Source organism: Achromobacter sp. Marseille-Q4954 (genome assembly GCF_943737025.1).
Lineage (GTDB): Bacteria > Pseudomonadota > Gammaproteobacteria > Burkholderiales > Burkholderiaceae_B > Achromobacter > Achromobacter bronchisepticus_A.
In genome coordinates, this window is sequence record NZ_CALSFQ010000004.1 from 80,175 (window position 1) to 99,803 (window position 19,629).

Sequence of the window (19,629 nt, forward strand, 5' to 3'; positions counted from 1 at the left end):
ATGTCCTCCCTGTCCGCTCCCCACGCCGCGCCGCAGGCGCTGCCGGCCCACCCCTTGCGCCGCGCCGCCGGCGCGCTCGACGCGCTGCTGGGCAGCGTGGTCGAACACGTGGCCGCGGCCATCGTGCTGGTCGAGATCGCGGTGCTGTTCGCCGGCGTGGTGGCGCGCTACGCCTTGCACAGCCCGCTGGTCTGGTCCGACGAACTGGCATCCATCCTGTTCCTGTGGCTGTCGATGCTGGGCGCGGTGGTCGCCCTGCGGCGCGGCGAACACATGCGGATGACGGCGCTGGTCAACAATGTCAGTCCGGCGCGCCGCGCCCAGCTGGAAACGCTGGCGCTGGCCGCGTCGCTGGCCTTCCTGGCGCTGATCCTGGCGCCCGCCGTGGAATACGCGCATGAAGAACACTTCATCATCACGCCCGCGCTGGAGCTGAGCAACGCCTGGCGCGCCGCCGCGATTCCGGTGGGCATGGGGCTGATGGCGGTGGTGGCGCTGCTGCGCCTCCTGCGCACCCAGACCGCGTCGCAGATGCTGGCGGCGCTGGCGGGAGCCGCGGCCGTGGTCGCGCTGTTCTGGGTGGCGCAGCCCCTCTTCGCCACGCTGGGCAAGCTGAACCTGCTGATCTTCTTCGTGGGCATCGTCGCCGCCACGGTGTTCTCGGGCGTGCCCATCGCGTTCTCGTTTGCGCTGGCCACGTTCTCCTACCTGGCCCTGACCACCAACACGCCCATGGTGGTGATGGTGGGCCGGCTGGACGAGGGCATGTCGCACCTGATGCTGCTGGCGGTGCCGCTCTTCATCTTCCTGGGTTCGCTGATCGAGATGACCGGCATGGCGCGCGCCATGATCCAGTTCCTGGCCAGCCTGCTGGGCCACGTGCGCGGCGGGCTGTCCTACGTGCTGATCGGCGCGATGTACCTGGTGTCCGGCATCTCGGGTTCCAAGATCGCCGACATGGCGGCCATCGCGCCCGTGCTGTTCCCGGAAATGCAGAAGCGCGGCGCCAAGCCCGGCGACCTGGTGGCGCTGCTGTCCGCCACCGGCGCGCAGACCGAGACCATTCCGCCGTCCATCGTGCTCATCACCATCGGCTCGGTGACGGGCGTGTCCATCGCCGCGCTCTTCACCGGCGGGCTGCTGCCGGCCGTGGTGCTGGGCCTGGCCCTGTGCTCGGTGGTGTGGTGGCGTTACCGCAAGGAAGACCTGAGCCTGGCGCAGCGCTTCAGCGCCCGCGAGATCGGACGCTTCTTCGTCATTGCCCTGCCCGCCGTGGCCCTGCCCTTCGTGATCCGCGCCGCCGTGGTCGAAGGCGTGGCCACCGCCACCGAGGTCTCGACCATAGGCATCGTGTACTCGGCCGTGGTCGGCCTGCTGATCTACCGGCGCTTCGACTGGGCCCGCTTGAAGCCCATGCTGATCGAGACCGCCTCGTTGTCGGGCGCCATCATGCTGATCGTGGGCTGCGCCACGGCCATGGCCTGGGCGCTGACGCAGTCCGGCTTCTCCGGCGACCTGGCAAAGCTGATGGCCGGCATGCCCGGCGGCAGCTACGGCTTCCTGGCCGTGTCCATCGTGGCCTTCATCATCCTCGGCAGCGTGCTGGAAGGCATACCCGCCATCGTGCTGTTCGGCCCGCTGCTGTTCCCGATCGCGGCGCAGGCCGGCGTGCATGAGGTGCACTACGCCATGGTCGTGATCTTCGCCATGGGCATAGGCCTGTTCGCGCCGCCCTTCGGCGTGGGCTACTACGGCGCCTGCGCCATCAGCCGCGTCGATCCCAACGAAGGCATCGGCCCGATCTGGGGCTACGTCGCCGCGCTGCTGGTGGGCCTGGTGATCGTCGCCGCCTTCCCCTGGTTCTCCATCGGTTTCCTGTGAGGTCAGCGGCCCGCAGCGGGCCGCATCCTCCCGACATCCTCAAACCTCTCCCGCAAAGAATCCATCATGAGTCGTTTCCTGGGCGAAATCCGCCAACTCGGTTATGTGGTGCACGACATCGAAGCCGCCATGGACTACTGGAGCAGCACGCTGGGCGTGGGCCCCTGGTACTACAACCCGCGCGTGCCCATCGTCAACTACCAGTACGACGGCGCGCGCCACGAACCGCACAACTCGGTAGCGCTGGCCAACTCCGGCTTCGTGCAGGTCGAACTGATCCAGACCCGCAACGACGTGCCCTCCATGTACCGCGACTTCCTGCAGGCCGGCCGCACCGGGCTGCAGCACGTGGCCTACTGGACCGAAAGCTATGACGCCGACCTGGAACGCCTGCTGGCGCAAGGCTTCAAGCCCAAGATGAGCGGCGAAGTGGGCGAGAAAGGCCGCTTCATCTACTTCGACACCGAATACCACCCGGGCACCGTGATCGAACTATCCGAAGTCGCCGGTCCCAAGGGTCGCCTGTTCGACCTGATCCGCGACAGCGCCCGCGATTGGGACGGCAAGGACCCCGTGCGCCCCTTTCCCGACCTCAACCGGATCTGATTCCCTTACCCGCCACCGCCGCCATGAATTCCCAATCGTTTAGCGCCACCTACCTGATCGAAACCCCGCTGGACCCCGCAAAGGTCGCGGAGATCATGGCCGGCGAGCAATCCTGCGGCACCTTTACCCGGGTGCAGGGCGAAACCGACGAGCTGCGCGCCCGTGCCCGCGCGCGCATCGAGTCCATCGAGCCCCTGGAATCCGTGTCCGCGCCCAGCCTGCCCAACGCCTGGCTGGCTCGCCAGCCGGGCGGCATGCCCGGCCGCTACCAGCGCGCCCGCGTGCGCATCGCCTTTCCCGTCGCCAACGTCGGCGCCAACCTGCCGACGCTGGCTGCCACGGTAGGCGGCAACCTGTACGACCTGGGCGAAGTCACCGGGCTGCGCCTGGAAAGCATGGAGCTGCCGGCCAACTACCGCGCCCAGTTCGACATGCCGCGCGCGGGCATCGCCGGCACGCGCCAACTGACCGGCGTGGCCCACGGTCCGCTGATAGGCACCATCATCAAGCCCAACGTCGGCCTGTCGCCCGAACAGACCGCGCACCTGGCGGCCCAGCTATGCGCCGCGGGCGTGGACTTCATCAAGGACGACGAGGTCTGCGCCAACCCCGCCCACGCGCCGCTGGCCCAGCGCGTCGCCGCCGTCATGGCGGTGGTGCGCGCGCACCGCGAACGCACCGGGCGCCAGGTCATGGTGGCGTTCAACATCAGCGACGAAACCGACGCCATGCGCCGCCACGCAGACCTGATTGAACGCGAAGGCGGCACCTGCGTCATGGCCAGCCTGAACCATTGCGGCTACTCGGCCATCCAGACCCTGCGCCGCGGCACGCCGCTGGCGCTGCATGGGCATCGCAACGGCTACGGCGCGCTGTCTCGTGCCCCCTTGCTGGGCGTGGGCTTCCAGGCCTACCAGACGCTATGGCGACTGGCCGGCGTGGACCATATGCACGTGCACGGCCTGCAGGGCAAGTTCGCCCAGGAAGACGCGGAAGTCGTCGAGTCGGCGCGCGACTGCCTGGCCTCGCTGACTCCCGGGATCGACGACCCCGTCATGCCGGCATTCTCGTCCGGACAATGGGCCGGCACCGTGCCCGCCACCTGGGCCGCCGTGCGCAGCGACGATCTGCTGTTCATGTCCGGCGGCGGCATCCTCGCCCACCCGGACGGCCCCGCCGCGGGCGTGCTCAGCATCCGCCAGGCCTGGCAGGCCATGCGCGACGGCGAGCGCCTGGAAGACTACGCGCGCAACGCGCCGGAACTGCGCCGCGCCATCGAACGCTTCGGCGGCCGCGCATGAATTCAGCGGCGCAAGAAGAAACGCGGCCGCGGCTGGGCTGGTACGGCGACGACTTCACCGGCGCCACCGACACGCTGGCCGAAACCGCCCGCGCCGGCCTGCGCAGCCTGCTGTTCCTGGGCGTGCCCACGCAGGAACAACTGGAGCGCGCCGGGCCGCTGGACGCCATCGGCATCGCGGGCGCGGCGCGCGGCATGGCGCCGGCCGACATGCAGGCCGAACTGCGCGCCGTGGGCCGCTACATGGCGGGTGCGGGCGTGCGCGTGCTGCACTACAAGTGCTGCTCCACCTTCGACAGCGCGCCGCATGTGGGCAGCATCGGCGCAGCCGTGCGCGAGCTGCGCCGCCACATGCCCAACCCGCTGGTGCCTATCGTGGGCGGGCAGCCCAGCATCGGCCGCTATTGCAGCTTCGCCCAGCTGTTCGCGCGCGCGGGGTCCGCGCCCGAGATCCACCGCATCGACCGCCATCCGGTCATGAGCGCGCATCCCGTCACCCCCATGCACGAGGCCGACCTGCGCCTGCACCTGGCGGCGCAGGGCTTGGCGGACATCCGCTCCTTGCCGCACACGGCCTACCCGCGCCTGCGGCGGGCGGCGGATGCGCCGCTGCTGGACGACTGGATGAACCAGGTCATCGACAGTACCGACGGGCCGCTGCTGCTGGATCTGGTCGACGAAGAACAGCTGGCCATCATCGGCCGCCTCATCTGGCGCGCGGCGTCCTGCCTGCCGCTGCTGGCGGTCGGCCCCAGCAGCGTGCAGCAGGCGCTGGCCCGCGCCATGCCAACCGGCGGCACAAGCGCCGCGGCCGCGCCGCTGCAAGCGGCCTCGGGTCCGGTGCTGGCGGTCGCCGGCAGCCTGTCTCCGGTCACGGCCAGGCAGATCGCCGCGTGCCGGCAATACCAGCGCCAGCCGCTGCAGGCGGAACGGCTCTTGCGGGACCCTGCCTATGCCGCGCAACAGGCGCAGCTGGCCGCCGCCACGCTGGCACAGGGCCGCAACGTACTGGCGCACACCGACCGGCCCGCCCAGCCCCTCGCCCCGCATCAGACCGCTGCAACCGCCCGCGCCACCGGCCAACTGGTGGCGGACATCGTGCGCGCCAGCGCGCAAGCCGGCGCGCGCCTGTCGCGCATCGGCATCGCCGGCGGCGATACCTCCAGCCAGGCCACCCTGGCCCTGGGCGTCTGGGGCCTGGCGTTCCGCTGCGTGCTGGCGCCGGGCGTGACGGTCAGCCTGACCCGCAGCGACGATCCCGTGACCGACGGCATCGAGCTGATGCTCAAGGGCGGGCAGATGGGCGGCGATCTGCTGTTCGATGAGTTGGCGTCGGGGCAGCGCTGAAGCGTGTGCGTCCGGGTTATGCTGCGCCGGTGCGCCCAGCCGGCGGGCGCCGCATCCCCAGGAGACTTGCCCACATGAACTGGCCGATACGCGCCTGCGCCATGGCCGCGATCGCCTTGTGCGCGTCCACGGCGGTTTCAGCCGCCGCCCCCGTCAATCAGGCCGAGTGGACCACCGGCGCAATGCGCAAGCTGCAGAGCCATCTGGAAATGCCCAAGGAAGCGTACGAACTTGACGGTCCACTAAGCCTGCGCCTGCGCCTCACCGTCCTGCGGGACGGCAAGATCGACGCGGTGGACCTGGCCAGTTCCTCGGGCTATGTCGCCGTCGACAAGGCCGCGGTCCGCATGGTCCGCCGCGCCAGCCCGCTGCCCGCCTTCACCAGCGACATGCACGCCGACAGGCAAATCCTGATGCTGCCGGTGCGGTTCCAGATGATCGACGAGCCCGCCAGCGACGCCGAGCGCCGCTATGCCGACCGGACGCGCGGATTCGGCGTAGCCGTGCCCGAGGCATATCGGATCGTGAAGCACGGCAAGTCCGACGAATTCGACGTGCTGGTCGAGATCGTCCGCGCCAACGGCGCGCCGCAAGTCCCGGATGCGGCCGGCTACCTGTGCGGCATCGGCTTCAGCACGCCGCGCAAATCGCTGAAGACGCATCCCGGCGCCGAAGCGCCGCTCTCTGCCGCCGAGCGCATGGCCGCGGCCGAGGCGATCCTGGCCGCGCAGGGCGAATCGCCCGAGCAGCGCAGCGGCTTTGAGTTGCAAGGCGCCAAGGGCATCGACTATGTCGCGCCCGCAGGCGCCCGGCCGGATGGCACCCGCCTGCGGGAGTACAACGCGCTGGTGGATACGGCGACGCTGCGCGTGGCCATGCGCTGCACAGTGGCAAGCGAAGACATGCCGGCAGCCCTGTCCGCGTTCCGCAAGATCCGGGACGGCATCAGCCTGGGCGGACAAGCGCCCGGACCCGCCGCGCGCTAATCCAGCATTTCGAAGTACGGCGCCATGCGCTCGCGCGACCTGAGGATGTGGTCGCGCATGGCATCCTGCGCGCCTTCAGCGTCACGCTCGTTCAGCGCCCGCACGATGCGCGCGTGCTCGGTCACGGCTTCTTCCGTAACCCGCGAGTGGAAACGCAGCCGGAACAGATGGGTATGCGCATACAACCGGGCCAGCGCTTCGGCAAGCAGCTCATTGCCGCTCTGTTCCGCGATCCAGGAGTGGAACTGCGCGTCCAGCACGGCGAATTTGCCATAGGCCACGCGCGCGTCATCGGCGCTCGGGGCGCTCATCGCCGCAGACAGCGCCGCCAGTTCCTGCAGTGACGCGTCCGTCATGCGTTGCGCCGCCAGCCCTGCCCCGAATGGTTCCAGCTGCAAACGCAATTCGTACATCTGCTCGAAACGCCTGCGCGTAGGCATGGGCGCCGCGCTGTATCCCACGTGATGCGTCTTGACCACCAGCCCTTCGGTTTCAAGCCGGATCAGCGCGGCGCGTATCGGCGTTTGCGAGACGCCTAGCTCACGCACCAGCGCATCGACCGCGATACGCATGCCGGGCGCGATCTTCAGGGAAATGAGCTGCGACAGCAGCGTTTCATAGACCTCATCGCCCAACGACCGCACGCGCTCGCCCAGGCGCTGGCCGGCCGCGGGCAGGGTCGAGAGTACGGCTGCGGAACCGCGAGAGAGTGTCGTCATGGTTGTTTCACCCTGATTTGCCAACTATGTGTTGACGTCCAATTTGTTACGAGGTTAGCATAAATCAGATCGTATTTCAGATCCGATCGGATTTAACAACTTAACGACACTATGACGACAACGATAAAAATGGGGGAGGCACGGCAGGTCTGCATCCGCGCACTGGAACTGGCCGGAACCCCGGCCGACCACGCCGCGACGCAGACCGACCTGCTGCTTGAAGCCGAATTGCGCGGCCGCGCGTCCCACGGCCTGTTGCGCCTGCCGCGCATCATCGAACGCATCCACAACGGCGTGGCCGACCCGAAGACCCGCGGCACGGCCGTCTGGCGCTCCCCAGCCTTCCTGGACATGGATGGCGAGCGCGGCCTGGGTCCGGTGATCGCGCTGGCAGCCCTGGAGCAGATCCGCGAACGCGCCCGCGAGACGGGAATCGCCATCGCCGCGGTCAGCAACAACAACCATATCGGCATGCTGGCGCTCTACGCGGAAAGAGCGGCGCGCGAAGGCCAGATCCTTTTGGCCCTGTCGACCAGCGAGGCCCTGGTCCATCCCTGGGGCGGCCGCCACGCCCTGATCGGCACCAATCCTATCGCCATCGGCGTGCCCACCGCGGACGAACCGTTCGTGCTGGACATGGCCACCAGCCAGGTCGCCATGGGCAAGATCCACGACTACGCCAACCATGGCCGGCCGCTCGATCCGGGCTGGGCGCTCGACGGCGCCGGCAACCCCACCACGGATGCCGAAGCTGCCAAGGCGGGCGCACTGGCCCCCTTCGGTGAAGCCAAGGGTTACGCGCTGGGCCTGGCGTTCGAGGTCCTGGTCGCCAGCCTGACGGCATCCGCGCTGGGCAATGCCGTCAAGGGCACGCTGGATTCCAGCGAAATATGCAACAAGGGCGACGTCTTCATCGCGATCGAGGCTGGGTCGGGCGGGATTGCCAGCCGCGTCACCAGATACCTGGATGACATCCGCGCCTGCCCTGCCCTGCTGCCCGGGCGGCCCGTCGCGGTGCCAGGCGATCGGGCGCGCACCGAACGCCGCCTGCGGCTGGATAGCGGCATGGAACTGGCCGACGAGGTCTGGCGCCGCATCCTCGATCTCGCGCAACGCACCGCCTGAATTTCCCAAGACTCACCTTCAAGGATCCACAATGAGTGAATTGTTTGGAATCATGCGCGCACCGCGCGCCGTGCTGTTTGGCAACGGCCAGCGTCTTGCGCTGGGCCGCGTCGCGGCCGCCCTGGGCCAGCGCGCGCTGATCTGCACCGACGAGCGCTTCGCCGCCACGGCGGAAATGTCCGAACTGCTGGCCACGCTGGAAAGCGCCGGCGTGCGCGTCCAGGTGTACGACCGCACCCAGCCGGACCTGCCCGTCGAGGGCGTCTACGAATGCGTGGCAGCGCACGGCGCGTTCCAACCACAGGTAATCGTCGGACTGGGTGGCGGCAGTTGCCTGGACATGGCCAAGCTGGTCAGCCTGTTGCTGACGCATGGCGGGAAGGCCTCCGATTACTACGGTGAATACAAGGTGCCTGGCCCGGTGTTACCCGTGATCGCGCTGCCCACCACATCGGGCACGGGCTCCGAGGTCACGCCAGTCGCCGTGCTGGCCGATAGCGCCCGCGATCTGAAGGTGGGCGTCTCCAGTCCGCACCTGATTCCCCACACCGCCATCTGCGATCCTGAACTGACGCTGACCTGCCCCAAGGGACTGACCGCCATCGCCGGCGCCGACGCCTTGACCCATGCCATCGAGGCCCTGACCGCGGTCCGCCGCAGTCCGGATGCCGACATTGCGCAGACCCGCGTATTCGTCGGCAAGAACGCCTTCAGCGACCAGCAGGCGCTGATTGCCATCCGCGCGCTCGCGTCCTATCTGCCCCGCGCCGTCGACGACGGCGCCGACCTTCATGCCAGGGGCCAGGTCATGGCCGCGGCGCTGGCCGCTGGCCTGGCCTTCGGCGTGGCGGGCACCGCGGCGGCGCACGCCATCCAGTACCCGATCGGCGCGCTGACGCACACGGCGCACGGCGCGGGCGTGGCAACCCTGATGCCCTATGTCATGGATTTCAACGCAACGGCCTGCAGTGCCGACTATGCGGCCATCGCTACGGCGATGGGGGACACGGAAACCGATCCCGCGCGCCTCGCCGCCCGCGCGCCGCGCCATGTGTATGACCTGTTCTCGCGCATCGGCATCCCTGCGACGCTGGCCGGACTGGGCGTGCGCGCCGACCAGCTCGAATGGATCGCCGCGCAGTCCATGCTGGCCGCGCGCCTGGTCACGAACAACCCGCGCCCGCTGGACCAGGACGGCATCGCCGCCATCGTGGCCGCCGCCTACGCGGGACACGGCTCGTTTCGCGCATCTTGATAACCCGCCTTCCACCCACATCCGGAGCTGACGCATGACCATCGAGGCCAACAAGCTGTCCACAGACCTTTACATCGACGGCGCCTGGCGCGCCTCCACCTCGGGCCGTCGCATCGACGTGTACGACCCGTCCACCGAACAGGTGATCGCCAGCGTGGCGGACGCGACGCTCGAAGACGCCGCCGCGGCCGTGGACGCAGCGGCGCGCGCCGCCGCCGGCTGGGCAGCCACGCCCGCGCGCCAGCGCGGCGAAATCCTGCGCAAGTGCTATGAACTGATGATCCGCGACGCCGACCATCTGGCACGTCTGATTTCCCAGGAAAACGGCAAGGCGCTGACCGACGCGCGCGGCGAGGTCGCCTACGCCGCCGAGTTCTTCCGCTGGTTTTCCGAGGAGGCGGTGCGCATCAATGGCGATATCAGCGTGTCGCCCAGCGGCGCCAGCCGCATCATCGTGCAATACCAGCCCATAGGCATCGCACTGCTGGTCACGCCGTGGAACTTCCCCGCAGCCATGGCCACCCGCAAGATCGCGCCCGCGCTGGCCGCCGGCTGCACCTGCATCCTCAAACCCGCCACCGAGACCCCCTTGACCGCCTACGCCGTCATGCGCCTGCTGGAAGAAGCCGGCGTGCCCGCGGGCGTGGTCAACGTACTGACGACCTCCTCGGCGGGCAAGTTCGCCGACGCGGTGCTGGACGATCCGCGCGTGCGCAAGCTCTCCTTCACCGGCTCGACGGAAGTGGGCCGCGTGCTGCTGCGCAAGGCGGCGGATTCCGTCATCAGCTGCTCGATGGAACTGGGCGGCAACGCGCCGTTCCTGGTCTTCGACGACGCGGATATCGATGCCGCCGTGGAAGGCGCCATGATCGCCAAGATGCGCAACGGCGGCGAAGCCTGCACGGCGGCCAATCGCTTCTACGTGCAGCGCGGCGCGGTCGAGGAATTCAGCGCCCGCTTCGCCGTACGCATGGCCGCGCTGAAAACCGGCGACGGCGTCGATCCCGGCACGCAATGCGGCCCATTGGTCAATGCGGGCGCGGTGGACAAGGTGGCATCGCTGGTGGCCGACGCCGTCGCCAAGGGTGCGCGGATCAAGGCCGGCGGCAAGCGGCTGGACCGCGCCGGTCACTTCTACGAGCCCACCGTGCTGGTGGATGTGCCCGCCGATGCCGACCTGCTTGCTGAAGAAATCTTCGGTCCCGTGGCGCCCATCGTGACGTTCGATACCGAGGACGAAGCCGTGGCCTTGGCCAATGCCACCGAGTATGGGCTGGTGGCATACGTCTATACGCGCGACCTGGCGCGTGGACTGCGCGTATCGGAACGCATCGAAAGCGGCATGATCGCCCTGAACCGCGGCCTGGTATCGGATCCCGCGGCGCCGTTCGGCGGCGTCAAGCAAAGCGGCCTGGGCCGCGAAGGCGCGCACCATGGGCTGCTGGAGTTCATGGAAGCCAAGTACATATCGACCAATTGGTAAGCCCTGACGGCCGCGTCCCGGACGCGGCCGTCCCTCTGATTGCAAAACCCTCACGAGGAGACAGCCACACATGGCTAAGTATGAAATTGCGACCATCGACGGCGATGGCATCGGTCCGGAGGTCTGCCAATCGGCAATCACCGTACTGAAGGAAGCCTGCGGCGCCGACCTGCTCTCATTCAGCAGCTACGACGGCGGCGCCGATCACTACGTCAGGTCGGGCCAGGTTTTGCCCGACGACACCTACGCAGCCTGCAAGGCGGCCGACGCCATCCTGCACGGCGCGGCGGGCATGCCGGGCGTGACCTATCCCGACGGCACCGAAGTCGGAAACGACCTGCATCTGCGCCTGCGCTTCCGGCTGGACCTGTACGCCAACGTGCGCCCGATCCGCCTATACCAGGGCGTCGATTCGCCGCTCAAGCATTTCAAGCCCGGACAGATCGACTACGTCATCGTGCGCGAAAACACCGAAGGCCTGTACGCCAGCCGCGGCGGCGGCATCGTGCTGCGCGACGAAGTGGCGACCGACACCATCGTCGTCACCCGCAAGGGCATCGAACGCGTCGCCCGCTTTTCCTTTGAGCTGGCACGCCAGCGCAACGGCGCGCCGCGTGACGGCAAGCGCCGCGTCACGGTGTGCGACAAGGCCAACATCCTGCGCACCTACGCCTTCTTTCGCGCGGTCTGCGACGACGTGGCCGCCAGCTATCCCGACGTCGAAATCGATTACGCCTATGCCGACGCCATCACGGTGCACATGCTCAAGCGGCCGGATTTCTATGACGTGATCGTGGCGGAAAACATGTTCGGCGACATCATCTCCGACCTGGGCGCCGCCACGATAGGCGGCATGGGCCTGTCGGCCTCCGCAGAACTGGGCGACACCCATGGGCTCTTCCAGGGCGCGCACGGATCCGCGCCCGACATTGCCGGCCAAAACGCCGCCAGCCCACTGGCCACCATCCTGTCGGGCGCGCTCATGCTGCGCTGGCTGGGCGACAAGCATGCCGATGCCGCGCTCTCCGAATCCGCGCAACGCATCGAGCGCGCGGTCGAACAGGTGCTCGCCAAAGGCGACCACGTGCCACGCGACCTGGGCGGCACGGCAAGCTGCACCGACATGACCGACGCCGTCTGCCGCGCGTTGTCGCGCTGACGGCCAGGCCGATCCCCACCTAGAAAAGAGAATACGAGGAGACACCCCATGCTACGCATCACCCCCTTCCTGTGCGCCGCCCTGACCGCGGCAGCCTTTGCCGCTCCCGCCGCCGCCCAGGACTATCCCAGCCGCGCCATCACGGTCATCGTGCCCTTCGCGCCCGGCGGCACCAGCGACACGCTGGGCCGCCTGGTGGCCACGTCGCTGTCCAAGCAACTGGGCCAGACGGTAGTCGTCGAAAACTCCGGCGGGGCCGGCGGCCTCATCGGCATGCAGAAGCTGCAGAAGAGCGCACCGGACGGCTACACCCTGGCCTTCAACAACATGTCGCTGGCGATCCTGCCGCATCTGCATCCCAAGGCCAACTACGATCCGCAAAAGGAATTGGCGCCCATCGGCATCGTCGCGACCGTGCCCATGGTGCTGTCGGTCAGCAACAAGAGCGGCATCCAGGATCTGCCCGCCATGCTCAAGCGCATCCGCGACGCGAACGCCGTCAAGCTCAACCTGGGCTCAAGCGGGCCGGGCAGCACGGCGCACCTGGCCGAGGCCATGTTTCTGCACTTCGCCGACGCACGCGGCGAACTCATTCCCTATCGCGGCACGGGTCCCGCGCTGACCGACTTGATGAGCGGCATGATCGACGGGGTCATCGACCAGACCGTGACCATGCTGCCGCTGCATCAGGACAAGCGCGTCAAAGCCATTGCAGTGACCGGAACTGCGCGCCTGACGCAAAGTCCGGACATCCCCACCTTTGCCGAGGGCGGGCTGCCTGAGTTCGATCTCGCTATCTGGAATGGCCTGGTGGCGCCGGCTGGCACGCCGCAGCCTGTGGTCGAAAAACTGGCCGCCGCCCTGTCGCAAGCGATAGACACCCCCGAGTTCAAGACTCGTCTGGAACAATTGGCGGCGCAAGCGCCTACCACGCAGGAACGCGGCCCCATCGCATTCTCCGATCTGCTCAAGCGCGACTCCCAACGCGTATCGTCGCTGGTCAAGAGCGCGAACCTGCTCGGCGCCAATTGAACGCCGCGGGCGGCCTCAGCGCCCATGCCAGTACCGCCGCCCGCGCTCACGCTCAGCCGTCACATCCAGCCCCCCGGTGCCTGAAGTCGCCATCACCGCGCCGTCGCGGTCGCTGCGCCAGAACGCCGCGCCGGCGCGCGTCCACCGCAGCTCCACCGCGCGGGCCGGATGGCGGAAGCGGTTCAGATGCCCCGCCTGCGCGATCGCATGGCCGGCGGCGGACGCGGCCACCAGATCCCGGCCCGAGGATGATGCCGAACCGTGATGCGGCGCCATCACCACGTCGACCTGGGGCAATGCCTGGGCCAGCGCATTCTCCTGAGCCACGCCCACATCGCCTGTCAGCAGCAGCGCATGCGATGTACCTTGCACCAGCAGCACGCAGCTATCGGCATTGCGGCCCTCTCCCTTCTTGCCACCGCCATCGGCGGGATTCAGGAAGGTGAACGCCACGCCGTCCGCCTCCCAACTCATGCCGCGCTGGCAACGCCCCATGTCGGCGGGCGATGGCGGCGCGGCGCTGCCGGCTTGCGGCCACATCCGGATATCGCGTCGCAGGAACGCAGCCAGATCGAACGATGCGTAGCTGCGCCCAGCCGGAACCGCCGCCAGCACCGCGCGCAATCCGCCCACGTGGTCCAGATCGGCATGCGACAGGACCAGCACGTCCAGCTGCCGGATGCCCCGCGCCAACAGGAACGGCGCGACGACGCGCTCGCCCGCGTCGCTGCCGCCGTAATGGCGCGGCCCCGCGTCGAACAGCAAGGCCTGGCTGGCCGTCTCAACCAGGATGGCGCTGCCCTGCCCCACATCCATCGCGCTCATGCGCCAATATCCCGGCTCGGGCCGGTCGGGCCGCCAAAACAGCAACGGCAGCATGCAGAACCACCCCAGATGCCTGCCCGGCCATCCGCGCACCTGTAGCGCCCACGCCATGCCCGCCACGGCCAACAGCAGCCATGGCCATGGCGCAGCCGCAACCGGCATGCTGGCCCAGGACGCGTTGCCCACCCAGGACACCGGCGCCATGGTCAGGTCAAACGCCTGCAGACCCCATCGCCCGGCCAACTCGGCCAGCCCCTGCGCGCCCGGCAAGACCGATAAGGCCGCGCACAGCAAGGCCAGCGGCGTCACGATGAAGGTCACGACGGGGATCGCCACCGCATTGGCCAGCGGCGATCCCAGCGATACCTGGTGCACCAGGTAAGCCAGCAAGGGGGTCAGGCCCACGGTCACCATCAGCTGCAGGCGCGCCGCCTGCGCCAGCCTGGCCGTGCAGCGCCGGCGCCAGCCGGCTTCGCGGTCAATCGGCGCGTCTGCGATGCGCAGTAGCACCGCCACCGCGCCGAACGACAACCAGAATCCCGCCGACACCGGCGCCCACGGATCCAGCGCCACGACCGCCGCAGCCGCGCACGCCAGCACCCGGCCACCCGACAGCGGCAAACGCGACACCGCGGCCGCCAGCACCACCGACAGCATGAAGAACGTGCGGCGCGCCGGCACGCCCCAGCCGGCCAGCAGGCAATACAGCAACGCGACCAGCGCGGCCGCGGCCCCGCCCGCCACCCGCGCAGGCACATGCTCGGCCAGCCCCGCGCCGCGCCACCGCCCTCGCCGCCACAGCGCCGCCACCAGCAACCCGGCGATGCCCGCGATCGACGTCACATGCATGCCGCTGATCGACACCAGATGGGTAATGCCGCTGCGGTTGAACAGCAGCCAGTCCTCGCGCGCCACGCCGGCCTGGTCGCCAATGGCCAAGGCGATCATCACCGGCGCATAGCGATGCTCACCCAAGGCCGCGCGCAAGCCCTCCCGCACGCTGTGGCGCGCCCGCTCAATGGCGATGCCTGGCGTCGCCCAGGGCCGGTCCGCCAGCAGCCTGGGCTGCCCGCGGACCGTAGCTACCGCCCGTATCCCTTGCGCGAACAGGCGCCCTTCCACATCCGGTCCGGCTGGATTCAACAAGCCGTGCGGACGCCGCAACACCAGCGCCATGCGCCAAACCTGGCCGGGCTTGATTTCGGGAAGCAGCGCCTGCGGGCCGGGCGGCGCCTGCCAGGCGACCTGGATGCGCGAGGGAATGCCGGGCGGCGCAGGTTCGTCGAGTTCGGCCAGAAAGCGCTGGCTGCGCTCGTCGCCAGCGGGCAGGCTGGCCACGCGCAGCGCCAGGCGCGACACGGCGTCCTGGTGCTCGTCCGACAGCGCGTCGTCCAGCCGGAGTTGCGCCTGCAGGGCGGCATTGAGGAGGCCCGCGCACGCCCCCAATGCCAGCGCCGCAAGCTGGCGCGCAACGCCGCGGCGCATGCGCGGGCGAAGAACGAACGCAAACAGGCAGATTCCTGCCAGCACCCACTGGACGCCGGCGGCGGGGACTTGAGCAGATATCTGAACCAGCCCCGCGCCCGCCACAAACGCCATGCAGAAAATTCGGCCCGTGATTTCCGCCTCCCGAAATGGGATAGCGTAGGCCCAGGGGCGGCGCCGTAGCAGGTTGCGTGCACGGTTTCAGCCCTTACGGTCGAACGCAGTTTCGAAGAAACCGCGTCCGTTGCAAACCGCTCCGGCCGAAGCCCGCCTTAGCTCATCTAGCTGGCCGCCGCGTTGGCAGGCGGCATCGCGAACACGCTCGGCGGCAGACCGTCGGCGACCTGCTTGAACGTCTTCTCCAGCATGGAAGACAATTGATCAAACTGCCACGGAGCGGCAGAGCTGATCTGACGTATCTCTTCGGGATTGCTGTACAGCCCGACATCGAAACCGCCGGCGGACAGTGTGCGCCCGTTGAGCCAACCCGAACGTTCGCTGGCGAGATACAACGCGATCGGCGCAATGTTCTCCGGCATGAGCGCTACCTTTCTGGCACTGTCCATATCGCCCCCCTTCTTGTCGCTGGGAATCGTGCCGGTCAGTCGCGTTGCCGCCAGCGGAGCGATGGCGTTGGCCGTAACGCCGTAGCGCGCAAGTCCTTGCGCCAACGAATACGTCAGCCCCACCACCCCCATCTTGGCCGCGGCATAGTTGGCCTGCCCGGGCGACCCCTGCAGGCCCGAAGCCGAAGTGAAGTTGATGATGCGGTAGTTCCCTTCCGGGTTGCGCTGCTGGCGGAAATAGGCCGCCGCGGGTTGAACGGTGCTGAAATGCCCCTTCAAATGCACGCGGATGACAGCGTCCCAATCGGCCTCGCTCATATTGAAGATCATCCGGTCGCGAAGTATGCCCGCGACATTGACGACGATATCGAGTTTCCCGAATTTCGCCACTGCCATCTCGACCAGCCGCCGCCCCGTCGCAACGTCGGCGATGTCGCCCGCGTCAGCCACCGCGCTGCCCTTGAGATCGTTGATCTGTTCGGCGACGCGATGCACCGGGCCATTGTCGCCGCCAGTGCCGTCCGGTCCGGTTCCCAGATCGTTGATGACCAGATTCGCGCCCTCTCGCGCAAAGGCGAGGGCAATGGCCGCGCCGATTCCCTGCCCTGCTCCCGTGATGATCGCGGTACGGCCTTTCAGGATACCCATGCTCAATTCTCCGTTGTGGATGTGTTGTAACGATCTCTAAGAACATTTCTTTGCAGCTTGCCCGCCTCCGTGCGGGGCAGCTCTTCAAGAAATTCATACCGTCGCGGGCACTTGTAGCCAGCCAGGGTCGCGGCCGCATGGGCACCGAGCTCTTGCATCAAGGCCGCGCGGTCGCCGCCTGCGTCCACGGGCTGTATGACCGCCAGCACGCTCTGCCCCCATTCAGGATCGTCCACGCCGATGACCGCAACATCCTTTACCGATTGATGGCTGATCAGGCGGCCTTCGATTTCGGCGGGATAGATGTTCACACCGCCTGACAGGATCAGATCATTGCGGCGGTCAAGAATGAACAGGAAGCCATCCTCGTCGATGGTGCCGATGTCGCCGGAAGTCGCGTAGCCATCGACGAGATGAGTCGCCCGGGTCTTTGCTTCGTCCTTGTGATAGGCAAAGTCGGTCAAGCCATTGCGCGAATAGATCACGCCGACTTCGCCTGCCGGCAGCTCCTGGCCGTGCTCATCCACGATCTTGAGTGCCGTCCCGGGCACGGACTTCCCCACGGTTCCCGGCTTTCGGCGCCAGTCCTCCGGTCCCACCATCGAATACATGCCAGCCTCGGTCGAACCAAGGTATTCCCAGATTCTTGGCCCGAACCAATCCAGCATCTTGTACTTGACGTCGATCGGGCAAGGCGCCCCGGCGTGCACTACGCATTTCAAACTTGAAATGTCGTACTGTTCACGGCCCTCGAGCCGCAACAATCTGACAAAATGCGTCGGCACCATATGTATGGTCGATACCTGATACTGCTCGATATCCCGCAACACCAGCTCAGCGTCGAATTTGTTGCGGCAGACGATCGTGTGGCCGCGATGCAGGGACGAGATCGCCCACGCCGCTGGCGCGGAGTGATACAGGGGCGAAAACACCAGATGACAACCGGCGTCGTGAGCGGCGCCAAACAGCGCCAGCATGTCGGGTTGATTCGCAAGGACTTCCTCGGGGCTCTTGCCCGCAAGTTTGCGCTTCACCCCCTTGGGCATGCCGGTAGTGCCGGAGGTATAGCCCATCAATGAGCCTGCGCTGCGCTCTGCGGGGCTGCGGCTATCCCCCAGCAGTTCGTCGTACTCCTGCCAGCCAGCCGCTACCGCACCAACGACAAAGCGCAAGTCTGGCAATTCGGCCGACACCAGGTTTTGCGCGAATTCATGCGATGCGATCAGTATCTTGGAATCGCTGTCGCGCACGATGTAGGCGACCTCGTCGGCGGTAAGGTGCCAGTTGACCGGTACCAGGTACAGCCCGAGCTGGCCCGTAGCCAAAGCCAGCTCGAAATAGGCCTGACAGTTCTTCAGCAGCACGGCGACGGCATCGCCGGTGCGCAAGCCCCGCGCGCGTAGTCCATTCGAGAGTCCGTTGACCCTGTCGAGCAACTGGCCAAAGGTCGTCGACGCGCCTTCGGGATCTATGTACGCAATACGTTCGGGGTGCCGGCAAGCGAAGCTGTAGAAACCTTTCGATTCGGGTCCTTGGCCATGCATGAGTCTTCCTCCGTGGGGTATTCGTTCTTATTTGGAAACCGCCGCCTGGCTTTACGGACGATTTTTGTCTGTAAATACTATTGACGCGATCATCAGCTGTCAAGCGGCAAAATCCATCGCTTTTTTCGTGGGCGTGGGACAGGTCGGCCTGCCGCAAGCGCGCAGACCATCGCCAGCCCGCGCCCGGATCAGAGGGCGGCGACTACGGCCTCGCCTATCAGCTTCTGCGCGCCATTTTGATCCTGGCAGCCCAGGCTTAGCCTGACCAGTTTCTCTCCATTGTCCTCGGACTTTTCGATCACCCGACCTATACATTTTGGCTGGTCGCCGACGTTGGTAATGCCGGTGAATCTCACCGACATGCTGCGTATGTCTTCCTGCGGCGCCAGCTTTGTCAGCAGTCTTCCCAGATATGCCGCCGAAAGCATGCCGTGCGCAAATACGTCCTGCATTTTTGCTTTCCTGGCGAAATCGATGTCCACATGGATCGGGTTGTGGTCGCCGGACGCGCCGCAGTACAGCGCCAAGGTGGTTCGGGTGATGGCCGGAATATCGGTCAGCGCAATCTCATCGCCAATGGAGACGGCCGAAAATTCAAGTCTTTGCACGTGCATGCTCCTTATCCGTTTCTGCGCTCGACGAGCGTGCTGCGAAGTTGGGCCACCGCTGCTCCGTCGGCGTCGCTTACGGCGGTTTCCATGACGACGAAATGCAGCAGGCCGTCCTTCTTGTCGTACACATCGGCCACCTTGGTTTCAAACTGCAGGACATCGCCCGCATAGACCATTTTTTGATAGGTGAACGCTTGCTCGGCGTGCAGAATGCGCGCCAGGTCCAGCTTCAGGACCGCCAGGGTGTTGCTGGCGCTCGCGACTTCGCTGTTGAGGCAGAACAGGAAAGTCGGCGGCACTGGAATGCCGCGGTACCCGGCGGCAAGCGCCGCGGACTCATCGGAGTAGATCGGATCGTGCTCCCCGATCGCCTTAGAAAAGAACTTCAACCGCCCCCTTTCTACCGTCGCGGTTCCGCGGGACAGGATCGTCCCGATGTCAGCTGGCTCAGCCATTGCGCATCTCCGTGGAAAAGAAATTCCGTTCTGGCGCATACCGCCTGCCCAGGCCACCAGCCGCTCGCCGGCAGAACCGTTGACTTGCTCACGCACCAGCACTATTATTTTCAGACTGTTTTCGTCTGAAATTCATCGTAGCACAGAAATTGCGGAGCCAAACAGCAAGTCGAAGCAACACCATCGTCAATCACACCGAAGCGACACACATGAAGCCCATACCCACACCCGAAACCCTTCCATACTGGAACGCCGCGAAACAAGGCCGCCTCGAAATCCAGCATTGCGACGACTGCGGCAAGTTCTTTTTCTATCCCGGAATCTTTTGCCGGCATTGCCTTTCCGGGCAGGTCCGCTGGAAGCAGGTTTCCGGCAAGGCAAAACTGCTCTCCTATGTCATCAATCACCGCCCCATCCCGGGCAATGAAGGCGCTTCGCCCATCATCGCGCTGGTCGAACTGGCCGAAGGTCCGCGCATGATGACCAATATCGTGGGCGTCGCGCCCCAGCCGGAAAATCTGGCATTGGACATGGATCTGGTCGTGGACTTCGTCCAGCGCGATGACATTTCGCTTCCTGTTTTCAGCCCGAGGTAACCAGCC

Annotated in this window: 17 protein-coding genes; 11 read left to right on the top strand and 6 right to left on the bottom strand. The window is 66.9% G+C overall.

All coding sequences use genetic code 11. The features are described 5' to 3' along the window. The 5 genes from NGK62_RS28610 to NGK62_RS28630 all read left to right on the top strand — a co-directional run bounded on the left by NGK62_RS28610 (nt 1) and on the right by NGK62_RS28630 (nt 6,120). Entirely contained in the window at nt 1-1,881 is a 1,881-nt protein-coding gene (locus tag NGK62_RS28610; protein ID WP_251881520.1) for a TRAP transporter large permease, read from the top strand. Nucleotides 1,882-1,947: 66 nt separating this feature from the next. Continuing rightward, a complete protein-coding gene (locus NGK62_RS28615; protein WP_059373431.1) occupies nt 1,948-2,487 on the top strand; it encodes a VOC family protein in 540 nt (179 codons plus the stop codon). A gap of 23 nt (nt 2,488-2,510) precedes the next feature. After that, nucleotides 2,511-3,788, top strand: coding sequence for a ribulose-bisphosphate carboxylase large subunit family protein (locus tag NGK62_RS28620; protein WP_251881522.1), 1,278 nt, complete (start codon nt 2,511-2,513; stop codon nt 3,786-3,788). Next, nucleotides 3,785-5,134 (top strand): four-carbon acid sugar kinase family protein, encoded by a 1,350-nt coding sequence (locus NGK62_RS28625; RefSeq protein ID WP_251881524.1) that lies wholly within the window; start codon nt 3,785-3,787, stop codon nt 5,132-5,134. The genes NGK62_RS28620 and NGK62_RS28625 overlap by 4 nt, the downstream gene beginning before the upstream one ends. Before the next feature lie 74 nt (nt 5,135-5,208). Beyond that, entirely contained in the window at nt 5,209-6,120 is a 912-nt protein-coding gene (locus NGK62_RS28630; protein WP_251881526.1) for an energy transducer TonB family protein, read from the top strand. Here NGK62_RS28630 and NGK62_RS28635 read toward each other — a convergent pair. Then, complete coding sequence (locus NGK62_RS28635) at nt 6,117-6,839, bottom strand: GntR family transcriptional regulator (protein ID WP_118934867.1); 723 nt, start codon at nt 6,837-6,839, stop codon at nt 6,117-6,119. The genes NGK62_RS28630 and NGK62_RS28635 overlap by 4 nt on opposite strands. Before the next feature lie 111 nt (nt 6,840-6,950). Here NGK62_RS28635 and NGK62_RS28640 point away from each other — a divergent pair, with 111 nt between their 5' ends. The 5 genes from NGK62_RS28640 (at nt 6,951) to NGK62_RS28660 (ending at nt 12,893) form a co-directional block, all read left to right on the top strand. Further along, on the top strand, nt 6,951-7,964 hold the full coding sequence (locus NGK62_RS28640; protein ID WP_223283248.1) for an Ldh family oxidoreductase: 1,014 nt from the start codon (nt 6,951-6,953) through the stop codon (nt 7,962-7,964). A 31-nt stretch (nt 7,965-7,995) separates the two neighbouring features. After that, complete coding sequence (locus NGK62_RS28645) at nt 7,996-9,219, top strand: iron-containing alcohol dehydrogenase (RefSeq protein ID WP_251881528.1); 1,224 nt, start codon at nt 7,996-7,998, stop codon at nt 9,217-9,219. A 34-nt stretch (nt 9,220-9,253) separates the two neighbouring features. After that, a complete protein-coding gene (locus tag NGK62_RS28650) occupies nt 9,254-10,702 on the top strand; it encodes an NAD-dependent succinate-semialdehyde dehydrogenase (protein WP_251881530.1) in 1,449 nt (482 codons plus the stop codon). A 70-nt stretch (nt 10,703-10,772) separates the two neighbouring features. Continuing rightward, nucleotides 10,773-11,861 carry an isocitrate/isopropylmalate dehydrogenase family protein gene (locus tag NGK62_RS28655; protein WP_118932658.1) on the top strand — a complete coding sequence of 363 codons (1,089 nt, stop codon included), beginning with the start codon at nt 10,773-10,775 and terminating at the stop codon, nt 11,859-11,861. 48 nt (nt 11,862-11,909) lie between these two features. Then, the gene (locus NGK62_RS28660) at nt 11,910-12,893 is read left to right on the top strand and encodes a Bug family tripartite tricarboxylate transporter substrate binding protein (protein WP_059373444.1); all 984 of its coding nucleotides are present in this window, start codon (nt 11,910-11,912) and stop codon (nt 12,891-12,893) included. A gap of 15 nt (nt 12,894-12,908) precedes the next feature. Here the strand turns inward: NGK62_RS28660 and NGK62_RS28665 are convergent, their stop codons facing one another. From NGK62_RS28665 to NGK62_RS28685, 5 genes are all read right to left on the bottom strand, one after another. Then, nucleotides 12,909-15,248, bottom strand: coding sequence for a DNA internalization-related competence protein ComEC/Rec2 (locus tag NGK62_RS28665; protein ID WP_502803398.1), 2,340 nt, complete (start codon nt 15,246-15,248; stop codon nt 12,909-12,911). 236 nt (nt 15,249-15,484) lie between these two features. Then, nucleotides 15,485-16,417 carry an SDR family NAD(P)-dependent oxidoreductase gene (locus NGK62_RS28670; protein ID WP_251881534.1) on the bottom strand — a complete coding sequence of 311 codons (933 nt, stop codon included), beginning with the start codon at nt 16,415-16,417 and terminating at the stop codon, nt 15,485-15,487. 2 nt (nt 16,418-16,419) lie between these two features. Continuing rightward, nucleotides 16,420-17,961, bottom strand: coding sequence for an AMP-binding protein (locus tag NGK62_RS28675; protein WP_251881536.1), 1,542 nt, complete (start codon nt 17,959-17,961; stop codon nt 16,420-16,422). A 188-nt stretch (nt 17,962-18,149) separates the two neighbouring features. Further along, nucleotides 18,150-18,569: a MaoC/PaaZ C-terminal domain-containing protein gene (locus tag NGK62_RS28680; protein WP_251881921.1), complete on the bottom strand. Its 420-nt coding sequence runs from the start codon at nt 18,567-18,569 to the stop codon at nt 18,150-18,152. 11 nt (nt 18,570-18,580) lie between these two features. Then, a complete protein-coding gene (locus NGK62_RS28685; RefSeq protein ID WP_251881538.1) occupies nt 18,581-19,027 on the bottom strand; it encodes a MaoC family dehydratase N-terminal domain-containing protein in 447 nt (148 codons plus the stop codon). A gap of 209 nt (nt 19,028-19,236) precedes the next feature. Here NGK62_RS28685 and NGK62_RS28690 point away from each other — a divergent pair, with 209 nt between their 5' ends. Beyond that, nucleotides 19,237-19,623 carry a Zn-ribbon domain-containing OB-fold protein gene (locus NGK62_RS28690; RefSeq protein WP_251881540.1) on the top strand — a complete coding sequence of 129 codons (387 nt, stop codon included), beginning with the start codon at nt 19,237-19,239 and terminating at the stop codon, nt 19,621-19,623. The last annotated feature ends 6 nt before the right edge of the window (nt 19,624-19,629 follow it).

Excerpts from the sequence above, each read along its gene's own strand:
- NGK62_RS28610 (WP_251881520.1), top strand. The coding sequence starts at position 1 with ATGTCCTCCCTGTCCGCTCCCCACGCCGCGCCGCAGGCGCTGCCGGCC.
- NGK62_RS28615 (WP_059373431.1), top strand. The coding sequence starts at position 1,948 with ATGAGTCGTTTCCTGGGCGAAATCCGCCAACTCGGTTATGTGGTGCAC.
- NGK62_RS28620 (WP_251881522.1), top strand. The coding sequence starts at position 2,511 with ATGAATTCCCAATCGTTTAGCGCCACCTACCTGATCGAAACCCCGCTG.
- NGK62_RS28625 (WP_251881524.1), top strand. The coding sequence starts at position 3,785 with ATGAATTCAGCGGCGCAAGAAGAAACGCGGCCGCGGCTGGGCTGGTAC.
- NGK62_RS28630 (WP_251881526.1), top strand. The coding sequence starts at position 5,209 with ATGAACTGGCCGATACGCGCCTGCGCCATGGCCGCGATCGCCTTGTGC.
- NGK62_RS28635 (WP_118934867.1), bottom strand. The coding sequence starts at position 6,839 with ATGACGACACTCTCTCGCGGTTCCGCAGCCGTACTCTCGACCCTGCCC.
- NGK62_RS28640 (WP_223283248.1), top strand. The coding sequence starts at position 6,951 with ATGACGACAACGATAAAAATGGGGGAGGCACGGCAGGTCTGCATCCGC.
- NGK62_RS28645 (WP_251881528.1), top strand. The coding sequence starts at position 7,996 with ATGAGTGAATTGTTTGGAATCATGCGCGCACCGCGCGCCGTGCTGTTT.
- NGK62_RS28650 (WP_251881530.1), top strand. The coding sequence starts at position 9,254 with ATGACCATCGAGGCCAACAAGCTGTCCACAGACCTTTACATCGACGGC.
- NGK62_RS28655 (WP_118932658.1), top strand. The coding sequence starts at position 10,773 with ATGGCTAAGTATGAAATTGCGACCATCGACGGCGATGGCATCGGTCCG.
- NGK62_RS28660 (WP_059373444.1), top strand. The coding sequence starts at position 11,910 with ATGCTACGCATCACCCCCTTCCTGTGCGCCGCCCTGACCGCGGCAGCC.
- NGK62_RS28670 (WP_251881534.1), bottom strand. The coding sequence starts at position 16,417 with ATGGGTATCCTGAAAGGCCGTACCGCGATCATCACGGGAGCAGGGCAG.
- NGK62_RS28675 (WP_251881536.1), bottom strand. The coding sequence starts at position 17,961 with ATGCATGGCCAAGGACCCGAATCGAAAGGTTTCTACAGCTTCGCTTGC.
- NGK62_RS28685 (WP_251881538.1), bottom strand. The coding sequence starts at position 19,027 with ATGGCTGAGCCAGCTGACATCGGGACGATCCTGTCCCGCGGAACCGCG.
- NGK62_RS28690 (WP_251881540.1), top strand. The coding sequence starts at position 19,237 with ATGAAGCCCATACCCACACCCGAAACCCTTCCATACTGGAACGCCGCG.